Annotated in this window: 17 protein-coding genes; all 17 read left to right on the forward strand. The window is 37.1% G+C overall.

Features of this window, described 5'->3' with window-relative positions:
* The coding region (locus AC06OU_RS17320) for a PepSY1/2 domain-containing protein (protein WP_475857429.1) at window positions 1-975 on the forward strand (975 nt) is incomplete at its 5' end.
* Between the two features lie 71 nt (window positions 976-1,046).
* Window positions 1,047-1,694 (forward strand): flagellar brake protein, encoded by a 648-nt coding sequence (locus AC06OU_RS17325; RefSeq protein ID WP_475857431.1) that lies wholly within the window; start codon window positions 1,047-1,049, stop codon window positions 1,692-1,694.
* 74 nt (window positions 1,695-1,768) lie between these two features.
* Window positions 1,769-2,443, forward strand: coding sequence for a (d)CMP kinase (gene cmk / locus AC06OU_RS17330; RefSeq protein WP_205964054.1), 675 nt, complete (start codon window positions 1,769-1,771; stop codon window positions 2,441-2,443).
* Window position 2,444: 1 nt separating this feature from the next.
* Window positions 2,445-3,029, forward strand: a complete 585-nt coding sequence (locus AC06OU_RS17335) for a lysophospholipid acyltransferase family protein (protein WP_475857434.1) — start codon at window positions 2,445-2,447, stop codon at window positions 3,027-3,029.
* Between the two features lie 284 nt (window positions 3,030-3,313).
* A complete protein-coding gene (gene rpsA, locus AC06OU_RS17340; RefSeq protein ID WP_169359586.1) occupies window positions 3,314-4,456 on the forward strand; it encodes a 30S ribosomal protein S1 in 1,143 nt (380 codons plus the stop codon).
* Window positions 4,457-4,576: 120 nt separating this feature from the next.
* Window positions 4,577-5,887 carry a ribosome biogenesis GTPase Der gene (der, locus tag AC06OU_RS17345; protein WP_475857436.1) on the forward strand — a complete coding sequence of 437 codons (1,311 nt, stop codon included), beginning with the start codon at window positions 4,577-4,579 and terminating at the stop codon, window positions 5,885-5,887.
* 20 nt (window positions 5,888-5,907) lie between these two features.
* The gene (locus tag AC06OU_RS17350; protein WP_475857439.1) at window positions 5,908-6,927 is read left to right on the forward strand and encodes an NAD(P)H-dependent glycerol-3-phosphate dehydrogenase; all 1,020 of its coding nucleotides are present in this window, start codon (window positions 5,908-5,910) and stop codon (window positions 6,925-6,927) included.
* A gap of 109 nt (window positions 6,928-7,036) precedes the next feature.
* Complete coding sequence (locus AC06OU_RS17355; protein ID WP_277347097.1) at window positions 7,037-7,216, forward strand: DUF2768 domain-containing protein; 180 nt, start codon at window positions 7,037-7,039, stop codon at window positions 7,214-7,216.
* Between the two features lie 13 nt (window positions 7,217-7,229).
* Window positions 7,230-7,937 carry a hypothetical protein gene (locus AC06OU_RS17360; RefSeq protein ID WP_169359583.1) on the forward strand — a complete coding sequence of 236 codons (708 nt, stop codon included), beginning with the start codon at window positions 7,230-7,232 and terminating at the stop codon, window positions 7,935-7,937.
* Window positions 7,938-8,017: 80 nt separating this feature from the next.
* Complete coding sequence (spoIVA, locus tag AC06OU_RS17365) at window positions 8,018-9,496, forward strand: stage IV sporulation protein A (protein ID WP_475857441.1); 1,479 nt, start codon at window positions 8,018-8,020, stop codon at window positions 9,494-9,496.
* Between the two features lie 174 nt (window positions 9,497-9,670).
* The gene (locus tag AC06OU_RS17370; protein ID WP_169359581.1) at window positions 9,671-9,943 is read left to right on the forward strand and encodes an HU family DNA-binding protein; all 273 of its coding nucleotides are present in this window, start codon (window positions 9,671-9,673) and stop codon (window positions 9,941-9,943) included.
* Between the two features lie 173 nt (window positions 9,944-10,116).
* Window positions 10,117-10,686: a GTP cyclohydrolase I FolE gene (folE, locus tag AC06OU_RS17375; RefSeq protein WP_475857444.1), complete on the forward strand. Its 570-nt coding sequence runs from the start codon at window positions 10,117-10,119 to the stop codon at window positions 10,684-10,686.
* A gap of 67 nt (window positions 10,687-10,753) precedes the next feature.
* Entirely contained in the window at window positions 10,754-10,975 is a 222-nt protein-coding gene (mtrB, locus tag AC06OU_RS17380; protein WP_169359579.1) for a trp RNA-binding attenuation protein MtrB, read from the forward strand.
* An 88-nt stretch (window positions 10,976-11,063) separates the two neighbouring features.
* The gene (locus AC06OU_RS17385) at window positions 11,064-11,813 is read left to right on the forward strand and encodes a heptaprenyl diphosphate synthase component 1 (protein WP_475857447.1); all 750 of its coding nucleotides are present in this window, start codon (window positions 11,064-11,066) and stop codon (window positions 11,811-11,813) included.
* A gap of 15 nt (window positions 11,814-11,828) precedes the next feature.
* Window positions 11,829-12,533, forward strand: coding sequence for a demethylmenaquinone methyltransferase (locus AC06OU_RS17390; protein WP_475857449.1), 705 nt, complete (start codon window positions 11,829-11,831; stop codon window positions 12,531-12,533).
* 29 nt (window positions 12,534-12,562) lie between these two features.
* On the forward strand, window positions 12,563-13,528 hold the full coding sequence (hepT, locus tag AC06OU_RS17395; RefSeq protein WP_285841705.1) for a heptaprenyl diphosphate synthase component II: 966 nt from the start codon (window positions 12,563-12,565) through the stop codon (window positions 13,526-13,528).
* An 80-nt stretch (window positions 13,529-13,608) separates the two neighbouring features.
* Window positions 13,609-14,055, forward strand: a complete 447-nt coding sequence (gene ndk, locus AC06OU_RS17400; RefSeq protein ID WP_169359576.1) for a nucleoside-diphosphate kinase — start codon at window positions 13,609-13,611, stop codon at window positions 14,053-14,055.
* Window positions 14,056-14,302 lie beyond the last annotated feature (247 nt).

Consider the following 14,302-nt stretch of genomic DNA (forward strand, 5'->3'; position numbering starts at 1 on the left):
ACGAGAATAGGTAATGGAGCTACTCAAGTTAGAACAGGAAAAGTACCAATCGAAGAGTGGCAAGGCAATATGGTAAGTGCACGTGAAAATTTAAGAAGCTTGGCCGACCAATGGGCATTCACAAATAGAAACGATGGAAACAAAGATTACATTGTTAGTTCCTTTGTACAAAATAAAGTTAATAAAGAAAACGAAAAGAATTGGAAATCCCTAGGTGCATCTGTTAAAGCATATACGGAAAGCGATTTTCCAATGACAGCAAGTGAAACCGATCAACAGAAGAAAAAGGATTTACAACATATTTCGGATAAACCAGTAAGCGTAGAGGATGTAAAAGCTAAGTTTGCAAAGATTTTTCCAGAACTAGCGGATGCTAAAATTTACATTACAGAAAGTGGAAAGGATGCTCCATATCCCTTCTACCATATTGAGTTTCATAAGGACATTCGTATTGGTTACGCCGATTTTACAAAAAAGGGAGGCCATTTATTATCCTTTCTAATGGAAAGACCTTTTGATAAAAATGCTATTGATACGGAAAGCATGAAAAAAAATGCTTTGGATTATATGAAGAAGTTAGGATATACAGATACGGAGCTTATAGAATTCCGTGAAAACCACATTGCATGGCATTTAGCATTTGCTCGGAAGGACGCAGAAAATGATGCAATCGTTTATGCTGATGGATTACATTTAAAAATTGCAAAAGACAATGGAGAGTTACTAGGATTAAATGCAATGGAATATATTCAAGAGGAAAAAATAGCAGAACAAAAAGTAATTCCTTTAGATTATAAAACCATATTCGCTGATAATCAAAAAATAGAAGAAGTAAAAATGGCTTACGTTGAGAACGATCAACTACAGCAGCGTCTAGCATATGAGTTACTTACTCGAAGTGATGACATTGGAACATATAGAGTGTATATTGATACAGAATCACATGAGATTCTGCATTCAGAAAAATTACCTTAAAATAATATATAGAATTCTCCCTCTTTAAATGTCATAATAAAATTAATATGACATTTAAGAGGGTAAAAATTATGCAAATTAAACTAGGAACAAATTTAATACTTGAGCCAACTTTCACAGAGAAAGCTGAGAAATATCGTTGTAAAGTAGTAGATATGGATGATCATTTTCTATATGTCGATTATCCTATAGATACAATTACCAACAAAACCGTTGTCATGATGGAAGGCACTCAATTACGTGCCACGTTTATAGAAGAAACGAAATCTGTCTTTGCTTTTCCGACAGAAGTGTTAGGAAGAAAGTTAGGACAAATTCCAATGATAAGACTGTCTTATCCAGACACGGAAGACTTTATGAAAATACAGAGGCGTAATTTTGTAAGAGTTGTATCACCAATCGATATTGCGATACAATTTGGAGATGAAAAATATCAATCGGTAACAGATGACATAAGTGCGGGTGGGGTAGCCATCATTCTAAATGAGGATGTGAAATTTAGTGGTGGAGATGAGGTATCTTTAATTATTCCATTATCTTTTAATAATGGAGAGATGAGATATGTATTTACTACTGCTTTAGTCATACGCATCTGGGAGAGAGAAACGTTAAAAATTGCGTCTTTACAATTTACGAATACAGATGATTTGGACAGGCAGCAAATCGTTCGTTTTTGCTTTGAAAGACAGTTGCTTATGCGAAAAAAAGGACTAAGTTAAAAGTCTGTATTTACAGGCTTTTTTTTTTCGTATTATTCTGTGATAAAATATAGGCGAATAGAGTGGAGGATAAAATGATGAAACAAATTCAAATAGCAATTGACGGTCCAGCAGCGGCAGGTAAAAGCACGATAGCGAAGCAGACGGCTGAATTATTAGGTTATACATATGTGGATACAGGAGCAATGTACCGAGCAATTACGTATAAAGCACTTCAACTTAACATAAATTTGCAAGATGGAAGCAAACTAACTGAGCTTCTAAAAGATACCTCTATTGAGCTTAAGCCATCTTCTAAAGGACAACTTGTGTTCTTGGATAACGTAGAAGTAACGGACCAAATACGTTCAAAAGAAGTCACTTCGAACGTATCAGTTGTAGCAGCTCATGCTGATTTAAGAGAAGAAATGGTGAAAAGACAGATTGAAATGGGTAAATCTGGTGGAGTGGTAATGGATGGACGAGATATTGGAACGCACGTCCTTACAAATGCTGAACTTAAAATATTTATGTCTGCAAGTGTTGAAGAAAGAGCAAACAGAAGATTTCTAGAAAACGAAAAAAGAGGAATTCATACAAGCTTAGAAGAATTAATTCATGATATCGCATTAAGAGATAAACTGGATAGCGAGAGAGAAGCATCTCCTCTGATCAAAGCAAAAGACGCTATTTTCATTGATACCACATCTCTTACGATTCATGAAGTTTCTAATAAGATTATGCAGTTGGCAAAAGAAAGGATGGTTTAAGTTGGAACTGTATTCCTTTGCGAAAACAATTGTTTTTGCAGCGTTAAAACCAATATATAGATTTGAAGTAATAGGAGCTGAAAATTTCCCAAAAGAGGGAGGGATTTTGCTTTGTTCAAACCATATAGAAAATTTAGATCCTCCTGTCGTTGGGATTAATGCACCGCGACCTGTTAACTTCATGGCAAAGGAAGAGCTTTTTAGAATACCTGTATTAAAAAGTTTACTACCGGGTGTAAGAGCATTCCCAGTAAAAAGAGGAATGAGCGACCGTGATGCTCTTCGAAAAGCGTTAAAGCTTTTAAAAGAAGGAGAGGTTGTAGGGCTTTTTCCGGAAGGAACAAGAAGTAAGGATGGAAAGTTAGGAAAAGGTTTTAGTGGTGCTGGTTTTTTTGCCCTCAGAGGAAATGCGAACGTAGTGCCATGTGCAATTATTGGACCATATAAACCTTTTAGACGTTTAAAAATAGTTTTTGGAGAAGTTATAGATATGGAGCCGTACAGAGAAAGAAGAGCTTCTGCAGATGAAGTTACAGAAGTTATTATGGAACACATCGGTAAAATACTAGACCAATATAAAAACTAAATGATTTTTAACACTTTAACCTGTTCTTAACACATTGCTTTCATGGCTACAGTGTGGAGGCTCTCGATCATCCTACTGAGAGAGAGAAAATCAATTATTTTCATAAACTAGCATATATGTCACTAGCTTTTAATATTCTCTTGTTTTTATCCAGTTTTTTAGTTTGATAGCGAAGTTAAAATGATTAAGTGGATGGAAATTTCTATTTCAAAAGTGCTTCTTTTTGTATTTCTGAGAAAGTTCGCATAAAATAGAGAAGAGACGTTGTGAAGGAGGAATATCATATGTCAGAAGAAATGAACTTAAACACGCAAGAGTTTAAAGAAGGAGATCTGGTTAAAGCGACGGTTGCACAAGTAGATGAGAAATCAATAATTGTATCAATTGAAGGTGCACCTTTCGATGGTATAGTTCCAATTAGCGAGCTTTCTAGCCTGCATATTGAAAAAGCATCCGACTCCGTTTCCATCGGCGATGAACTTGAACTAATGATTACTAAGGTAGAAGAATCTAACTACGTTCTTTCCAAACGAAAAGTCGATGCTGAAAAAGCATGGGAAACGTTAGAAAAACAGTTTCAATCTGGGGAAGTTATTGAAACAGAAGTTAAAGAGGTTGTAAAAGGCGGACTAGTTGTAGATTTGGGTGTCCGTGGATTCATACCTGCTTCTTTAATAGAAGATTATTTTGTAGAATCATTTGAAGATTATAAAGGGCGAGTTTTGACTTTTAAAATCGTTGAATTAGAAAAAGACAAAAACCGATTGATTCTTTCTCATAAAGCAGTAGTTGAGGACGAAAAATCAGTGAATAAAAACAAAACGTTAGATAACATTAAACCGGGGGACATTGTTCCTGGTACTGTCCAAAGACTAGCTTCTTTTGGTGCTTTTGTAGATATTGGAGGCGTGGATGGACTTGTTCATATTTCTCAAGTATCCCACGAGCACTTAGATAACATATCTGATGTGTTAAAAGAGGGACAAGAAGTTAAGGTAAAAGTATTGTCTATAGATCGAGATGCAGAAAGAATTTCTTTATCTATTAAAGATACATTACCTGGACCATGGTCTGATCTAGAAGACAAGGCTACAAAAGGATCTGTTCTAACTGGGAAAGTTAGACGATTAGTATCTTACGGTGCTTTTGTTGAAGTTTTCCCTGGGGTTGAGGGCTTAGTACACATTTCTCAAATTGCTCATCAGCATATCGGTACTCCTCAGGAAGTGCTGAAAGAAGGTCAAGAAGTAGAGGTAAAAGTTTTAGATGTAAACAGCAAAGAAAAACGTTTATCTCTAAGTATTAAAGAGCTAGTGAAGAACGAAGATGAGTTCAATTTAGCTGATTATCAAATGCCTGAAGAATCGAAAGGTTTTTCTATTAGCGATGTTCTAGGCGATCGTTTAAAAGACTTTACTAACAAATAATAATAGCTGATTTCGTCATAATCTTAACTTATTCAAGCAGGTGACTTCAATAAAGTCGCCTGCTTTTATTGTTTTGTTGTATAATACAGTTTAGACGAAGTTTGGAAGGATGTAATATTAATGACAAAACCAGTAGTAGCAATTGTTGGTAGACCTAATGTAGGTAAATCAACTATATTTAACCGAATTGTAGGAGAACGTGTATCCATTGTGGAAGACATCCCAGGTGTAACGCGTGATCGTATATATAGCTCAGCAGATTGGCTTACACATGAATTCAATATCATTGATACAGGTGGAATTGAATTAAGCGATGAGCCATTTTTAGAGCAAATCAAACAACAGGCTGAAATCGCTATGGATGAGGCAGATGTAATCATCTTCCTTACAAATGGTCGTGAGGGTGTGACAGCAGCAGATGAGTACGTTGCTAAAATACTTTATAAAACAAAGAAGCCAGTTGTATTGGCAGTAAATAAAATTGATAATCCAGATATGCGCGAAATGATTTTCGACTTTTATGCCCTAGGATTAGGCGAACCATACCCTATTTCAGGTTCACATGGTCTTGGTCTAGGGGATTTGCTAGATGAAGTCGCTAAAAACTTCCCAGATATGGATGAACAGGAATACGGTGAAGAGGTTATTAAGTTTTCCCTTATCGGACGTCCAAATGTAGGGAAATCTTCTTTAATCAATGCATTCTTAGGGCACGAGCGAGTAATCGTAAGTGAAATTGCGGGAACAACAAGAGATGCTATCGATACAGAGTACTCATTCGATGATCAAGATTATGTAATGATTGATACTGCTGGTATGCGTAAAAAAGGTAAAGTGTATGAGACAACTGAAAAGTATTCTGTACTTCGTGCATTAAAGGCGATTGAACGCTCAGACGTTGTTTTAGTTGTTCTGAATGCAGAGGAAGGCATTCAAGAGCAGGATAAGAAAATCGCTGGTTACGCTCATGAAGGCGGTAAAGCAGTTATTATTGTAATGAATAAATGGGATGCCATTGAAAAAAATGATAAGACGATGAGTGAAATGACTAAAAAGATTCGTGAGCATTTCCAATTTTTAGATTATGCACCAATCGTATTTGTATCAGCAAAAACAAAACAACGTGTGAATTCTTTATTCCCCGTTATCAATCAAGTAAGTGAAAACCATGCAATGCGTGTCCAATCTTCCGTTCTAAACGAGGTAGTAGAAGATGCAGTAGCAAGAAACCCAGCTCCGACAGACAAAGGGAAAAGATTGCGTATTTACTATGCTACTCAAGTGGCCATCAAACCGCCTACTTTTGTTGTGTTTGTTAATGAGCCGGAATTAATGCACTTCTCTTATGAGAGATTTTTAGAAAATCGCATTCGTGAGTCATTCGATTTTGAAGGCACGCCTATAAGAATTATTACTCGTGCTAGAACATAATTAGCAAAGGGGGCTTAAAGATGACAAATGTAACCGTTCTTGGAGCAGGTAGTTGGGGAACAGCTTTAGCGATGGTTCTTGCGCATAATTCTCATGATTGCCTTCTCTGGTCACACAGAGAAACTCAAACCGAGGAAATAAACCAGGATCATACCAATAAGAAATACCTGCCTGATACGATACTGCCTGAAAATCTTAAAGCTACAAGCGATTTAACGAAAGCAATAGAGCATGCTTCTATTATTGTGTTAGCAGTACCTACAAAGGCAATTAGAGAAGTTTGTCAGGATATTGTAAAGCTAATGGAAAACAAAAAGCTTTTAGTGCATGTTTCAAAAGGAATCGAACCGGATTCCTTAAAGCGAATATCAGAGATGATTGCTGAGGAAGTTCCTGAATCTATGGTAGAGGGTATTGTAGTATTATCTGGTCCTAGCCACGCCGAGGAAGTAGTTTTACAGCATCCAACTACGATTACGGTGGCTAGTGATAATATGATTGCTGCAGAAAAAGTGCAAGATCTATTTATGAATAATTACTTCCGTGTCTATACTAATGATGATGTCATTGGAGTAGAAATAGGGGCTGCCTTAAAAAATGTCATAGCATTAGCCGCAGGTATCGTAGATGGGCTTGGATACGGTGATAATGCTAAAGCTGCACTTATAACTAGAGGTTTAGCTGAAATCTCCAGATTAGGTATAAGTTTAGGTGCCAAGCCGTACACTTTCTCTGGTCTGACAGGAATGGGTGATTTAATAGCGACATGTACAAGTGTACATTCCCGTAACTGGAGAGCCGGTAACCTACTTGGTAAAGGCTCTAGCTTAGATGAGGTGCTAGAAGAAGTAGGTATGATAGTGGAAGGCGTTAGGACGACAAAAGCAGCGTTTCAGCTTGCGCAGAAGCAATCTATTGATATGCCTATTACCGCTGCATTACATTCTGTTCTGTTTGAGCAGGTACATCCAAAACAAGCAGTTGATTCCCTAATGCATCGTACAAAGAAGAATGAACTGGAAGATTATAAGACGTTTTAAAAATTGTCATAAAAAAGAGTTGTATAAAAAAGCAACTCTTTTTTCATGTGATATACTATTTTCATGAAAGGTGGGGGAACAGTTGCTATTAGTCTCATCAATGGACAAAATGTGGATATCCTTTGGTTCTATGGGATGCATGTTTATGGCCATGTTGCTTATGTTTTTTGTTAAAACAAAAATCCAAAACAGATTCATAAAGTTTATATTTGGTCTGGTTGCATACATATTGCTTTTCATTGGTTTTATCACAATGGTTTATATCATTTTCAATCCAACAAAAGCCTAGTAAGGAGATTCGAATGAAAAAACTATTACTAACTGCTATTTCTATAACAACACTCGTATTAGGTGGTTGTGGTTTTAAAGGCGGCTATGAGCCAGAAAACCTATTACCTTATGAAGATCAGCTTAATTCCGTACAAACTGCAGTTGAAAGCTTCCAAGAAGCCTCAGGTGGCTTGCTGCCTATAAAAACACGTGAGCAAGAAACAGATCAATATATAAAATATCCGATAGATTTTAAGAAAATTGTTCCTAACTATCTTGGGAAAGCTCCTGCTAACTCGTATGAAACAGGTGGGATTTATCAATATGTATTAATGGACGTAGAGGAAAACCCAACTGTAAAGTTGGTAGATTTACGAATTGCAGATACTTTGAGAGATATTAACTATCGCAAAGGGATAAACGGCTATGGTCCTATCGCTGAGACGATTGTAGAAGGTGTTTATAAGCTAGATTTTAAAAAGATGGGTTATAAAGATGAAATTACCGTTCAAAGCCCTTATTCAGACACTCTGCTCCCTCTAGTAGCAACGGGCGATGGAAAAGTATATGTTGACTATTCTATTGAGCTTTATCGTTTGCTTCAAGAGACAGAGGTTGACGTCAAGCCAGGTGATGATATTCGTTTTTTAATAACGGATAACTTTGCAATCGTACCTGCGTATTCATTGCCTTATACGGTTGATGAAAATAACGAACCTATTTTTATGATAAACAAATAACTTATAAGAAACGTTTCATGCTCTATGCATGAAACGTTTTTTTCGTGCATATATTAAATTGCGAAGAAAGGAGAATACCGATGTCTAGCAAACTGTATGAACAAATAGCAGAGAGAACAAATGGTGATGTGTACCTTGGTGTAGTAGGTCCAGTTAGGGTAGGTAAATCTACGTTTGTAAAAAGAGTAATGGAGCTAGTTGTATTACCGAATATTGTTGACGAATCAGAAAGATTAAGAGCACAAGACGAACTTCCACAAAGCTCTCCTGGAAACGTCATTATGACAGCAGAACCAAAATTTGTTCCTGCTCATGGTACGAATGTATACTTGGGTGACGAGCAACTGCGATTACAAATTAGATTAGTAGATTGCGTAGGGTACATGATTGATGGCATTAAAACCCATTCTGGAGAAGAAGGGCAGAAGCTGGTCCACACTCCTTGGCATACGGAAGCAATTCCGTTTGAGGAAGCTGCAAGAATTGGAACTGATAAGGTTATTCGGGATCATTCTACTATTGGCATTGTGATTACAACAGATGGTTCTGTCAATAATATTCCTAGGGTAGCAGCAGAAAAAGCAGAAGATGAAATTATAGGTCAGTTAAAGGAAATTGGAAAGCCATTTGTTATTGTTGTTAACAGCAAAACGCCAGGTCATTTAGAAACTCTTCATTTGTGCGAAGAACTTCAAAAAACTCATGAAGTACCTGTAATTCCGGTTGCTGTGGATAGAATGACAGCAGAGGAAATTCAGTACATACTACAACAGGCGCTATATGAATTTCCGATAACGGACATTGAATTGATGAAGCCTGATTGGACAGATGTACTTGAGCCAGATCATTTTGTTAACAATCAAATTACTACTTCCTTACAAGAATGGCTGCAAATTGTCTCCAAAATGAGAGACGTGAAGGAGCTTGCAGAAAAATTTAAGGAAGTCCCATTTATCAAGTCTGCAGAGGTTATAGAGGCAGATCCTGGTAGAGGTTCTGCTTGTATTCAAATAGATTTAAAGCCTGAAGTATTTCAAGAGGTTTGTGATGAATGGCTTGATGAGCCAATTACTTCCAAGAAAGATTGGCTATTGTTTGTCAAGGAGGCGTCTACAGCTAAAAAGACATATCATCGGTTTGCGGATGCGCTAGAAGCAGCTAATACGACAGGGTATGGTGTGTCACTTCCATCCATTCAGGATTTCCAACCTACTGCACCAGAAATTATTAAACAAAATAATTTCTTTGGAGTCAGCTTAAAAGCTAAGGCTTCTTCGCTTCATATCATTCGAGTGGATATGGAAGCAGAATTTGCTCCGCTTTTAGGTTCAGAATTCCACAGTCAGCAGCTTTTAAAAGACTTAAAGCATGGATTCTTACATGATAGAGATGCACTTTGGGCAACGCAGGTTTTTGGAACGTCTCTGTTAGAGGTTATGAAGGAAAGTATACGGTATAAAACGGAAAGTGTAAGTCAGGTTGCTAAGAAAAGAATGCGCCAAACAATTGAAAGAATGGTAAATGAGGGAGACCGTGGGATGGTTACCTTTATTCTATAAAATACGGATTTGGACTTTTTGTGCCTATGCAAAAAGTCCTTTTCTTTGTTTTTTTTACGTTCTTTTTAAGGAAAGTTGCCTAAACACGGATAAATAGTGTTGCGAAGGGATTTCTGTTGTGATACTCTTTTTACAGGATTGATGCTTATCTTCCTTTGAGAGGAGGTGAATAGTATGAATAAAACAGAATTAGTGAACTCTGTTGCAGAGGCTGCAGAATTATCGAAAAAAGACGCAACTAAAGCAGTTGAGGCTGTATTTGAATCAATTCAAACTGCTCTTGCAGATGGTGAAAAAGTTCAATTGATCGGTTTTGGTAACTTTGAGGTTCGTGAACGTGCTGCACGTAAAGGACGTAATCCACAAACAGGTAAAGAAATCGATATCGCTGCTAGCAAGGTGCCTGCTTTTAAACCAGGTAAAGCACTTAAAGATGCTGTAAAATAATGGTGTCGTAGTACATAGAACGGCTACTGTGAAGCTTGCTTCATAGTAGCCGTTCTTTTCAATTTATTATATAATAAAAATTTGTTGTATGAAGTGAAATTAATTTCCTATATTCATTTCATATGCTAAGATACATACGACATATTATGCAGTTTTTTCTGGGGGGTCAGCAGATGACGAAGGTCGATCTGAAAAAAATAGAAAATGCAGTAACAATGATTTTAGAAGCGGTAGGAGAAGATCCTAATCGAGAAGGATTATTGGATACTCCAAAAAGAGTTTCTAAAATGTATGCTGAGATGTTTGAAGGACTACACCAAGATCCAAAAGAACATTTCAAGACGGTTTTTCATGAAGAGCATGAGGAATTAGTTTTAGTGAAAGATATACCTTTTTTCTCCATGTGCGAACATCACCTTGTTCCTTTTTATGGTAAGGCACATGTTGCATACATACCTAGAGATGGCGTTGTAACCGGCCTAAGTAAACTCGCTAGAGCCGTGGAAGTGACAGCAAGAAAGCCACAGCTTCAAGAAAGAATCACTTCTACGATTGCTAATGATATTATGGAAATGATTAACCCTCATGGAGTCTATGTTGTGATAGAGGCAGAGCATATGTGCATGACCATGCGCGGGATTAAAAAACCTGGTGCTAAGACCGTTACTGCTGTAGCAAGAGGTATCTATGAAACAGACGATATCAAGCGTTCAGAGGTTTTATCATTTATCCAAATGAAATAACTCCTTTTGAGGTTCGATGAGAATATGGTATGATGAATTTAGATTATGAACAAAGGAGACTATTGTAATGTCTAGTTCAGATTTTATCGTTATAAAGGCAGAGGAAGATGGAGTACAAGTGATCGGTTTAACCCGAGGTACGGATACAAAATTCCATCATTCCGAAAAGCTTGATACAGGTGAAGTGATGATTGCTCAATTTACAGAGCATACATCTGCTATGAAGATAAGAGGCAAAGCTTCCATTCATACAGACAACGGTATTATTAAAAGTGAATCTAAGAAATAAATAATTTAAAAGGCCAATAATCGCGAGTTAAATTATATATGTCGTGACAGACTAATGCTAACTGCGATTGGGAAATGGAGTAAAGTGTATGAATGAATCTTTGATAAAACATCATTTAGAAAAAAACAAAAGAGATATTCTCATGCAAATACAACATAATACTCTGTTAAAATATGCAGGAATGCCTGTTATCGACGAAGAACGTTTGTTCTTTACGCTTTTACCCATGCTAAATGGAGAACAGTGGGATGACTCAAACAATCAAGCGACGATTGCTGTCTCATTGATTTTTGCAGCTCTTGCAGCTCACGATTTAGTAAAGGAGCAAAATGCGACCACCAAAGAGCAGCAATTACAAGTATTGGCGGGAGATTATTACAGTGGAAAATATTATCAGCTGCTGGCGAAGGGAAAGCAACTAGAGCTGATTCAGATTTTTTCTGCTGGAGTCTCATCTATCACAGAGCACAAAACAAAATTTTATGACCACCTAGCTTATCCTTTCGAAGACCTTATTCAGTCTATACAGCTGATTGAAAGTAAGCCAATTGAGCAATTCATGGAATACTTTTCGTATCATGAATATATCTTTATCATGAAGGAAGCATTACTCCTTATAGCCTTAAGAAGAGAGTTACATGCCTTTGAAAACAGGGAAGAAACATTCTATATCCGAAATTCCTTCCTGTTGCAGACAAAGATCGATTTGCTTCGTGAGGAAATAGAAACGGTAGAAAATAATTTGGTGCGGGAAGTGCGCTACTCCACTATATTAAAAGAAAATGTAAAGCATGCTATTTTAGAGCGAGTAACCGAACAAGCTATAAAGAGCAGTTGAGAGAAGGTTTAACAGATGGGAAAAACAAAAGAACAACATGTCCACGAGGTTTGTGAGAAGATTTCCACGAACTATGATTCTATGAATTCTGTCATAAGCTTTCAGCAACATAAAAGCTGGCGGGGCGACACGATGAAAGCTATGCAGGTCAAAGAAGGAAGCAGTGCCTTAGACGTTTGTTGTGGCACAGCTGACTGGACGATCGCTTTAGCAAAGGCTGCTGGTCCTACTGGTACAGTTAAAGGATTAGACTTCAGTCAAAATATGTTAAATGTAGGAAAAGAAAAAGTAAAAGATATACCACAAATTGAATTGATTCATGGTAATGCAATGGAGCTGCCTTTTGAGGATAATACATTCGACTATGTGACAATTGGATTTGGCTTGCGAAATGTTCCCGACTATAAACAAGTGCTACAGGAGATGAACCGAGTAGCTAAACCGGGTGGCATGATTGTTTGTTTAGAAACCTCTCAGCCAGATTCCAAACTCTTTAATGCAGGATTCCGCTTTTACTTTAGATACATTATGCCAGTTTTCGGAAAGCTATTTGCTAAGAGTTATAAAGAATATTCTTGGTTACAAGAGTCCGCAAAAGAATTTCCAAATAGAGCTGAGCTAACTCAGTTATTTGAAACAGTAGGTATGGTTAACGTGAGTAGTAAACCATACAGTGGTGGTGCAGCTGCCCGACATATTGGCTATAAGAAAGATTTTTAAGTAGGGGAAGGTTTGTTTCTGTGGATAAGATGAGATTAAAAATGCTTTATTCCGACCTAAAATCGGATTTAGAAGTCATTGAAAATGAATTAGCAGCAGCTGTGAATTCTTCCTCCCACTTATTGAATGAGGCCTCGCTTCATTTGTTGCTCGCAGGGGGAAAAAGAATCCGCCCTGTATTTGTACTGCTTTCAGCTAAATTTGGCGACTATTCTATAGAGTCTATTAAGCAGGTTGCTGTTTCTGTTGAGTTGATACACATGGCTTCCTTGGTCCATGATGATGTGATCGATGATGCTGAAACTAGAAGAGGCCGAGAAACTGTGAAGTCTCAATGGAACAATCGAGTAGCTATGTATACAGGTGACTTTCTTTTCGCTAAGGCTATCGAATACATAACAGCAGTAAAAAATACATATGCTCATGAGGTTCTCTCTAATACGATGGTCGAGCTTTGTATTGGGGAGATCATACAAATTGAGGACAAGGGATTTGTTGATCAGACGGTCCGGGACTATTTAAGAAGAATTAAAAGAAAGACAGCAATCCTCATCTCAGCAAGCTGTGAATTGGGTGCAATTTCCTCAGGTGCTGATGAAAAGACTATTAAGCATCTTAAGAGATTTGGTTACTATGTAGGAATGTCTTTCCAGATTATCGATGATATCCTCGATTTCACTTCCACTGAGGAGGAGTTAGGTAAACCAGCTGGAGGAGACTTACTTCAAGGTAATATTACTTTACCAGTGATATACTCAAAAAATGATCCAGCTATCTATCCGTTGTTGAAAAGGGTTTTCGATGGTGATATCGAAGAGAAAGATATGGAATTGTTGCTTAAAGAGATCCGACAATCGGAAGGTATTAAAAGAGCAAAACAAGTAAGTAATATGTATTTGCAAAAGGCTTTACATGAGGTGAAGCAGCTTCCGTCAAATTCTGCAAAGAAATCCTTGCAAAATGTCGCATTATTTATGAGTAAACGTAACTTTTAATTGAAATTAACTGGCTGTAATGATAGTATTTTTAACGGTGGAGAAATAAAATCCATTTTATATTTGAAGGAGTGTTCATAATGGAAAAAACATTTTTAATGGTAAAACCTGACGGCGTACAACGTAACCTAATCGGTGAAATCGTTAGTCGTTTCGAGAAAAAAGGATTCCAATTAGTTGGAGCAAAATTAATGCAAATTCCTACTGAATTAGCAGAACAACATTACGGTGAGCACAAAGAGCGTCCATTCTTCGGAGAACTTGTTGAATTCATCACTTCTGGACCAGTTTTTGCAATGGTTTGGGAAGGCGAGAATGTTATCTCAACAGCTCGTTTAATGATGGGTGCTACTAACCCTAAAGAGTCTGCTCCAGGAACAATTCGTGGAGATTTCGCAGTAACTGTTGGTAAAAACATTATCCACGGTTCTGATTCATCTGAAAGCGCTGAACGTGAAATTGGCTTATTCTTCAAACAAGAAGAATTAGTTTCTTACGCTAAAGATGCTAACAACTGGATTAACTAATTAACCGCTATTCTCTATTAAGGAGATTAGCTTAGGCTATAGATAAACTTAAAGAAATTTAAGTTTATCTATAGTCTTTTTTTTAGGCTAAATTAACTGATTTGAGAAACAGAAACCCTTTAGCATAGCCTAAAGTAAATACCCTTTAGTTGTTAAGGAAGCTTAGCACAAGAGGGAAGAGTAACAGAATAATGGCAGTCAATATCAGTATGATATAAATCCATTTCGGTAGTTTTTCTCTATCTTT

This window comes from Psychrobacillus sp. (genome assembly GCF_056205495.1).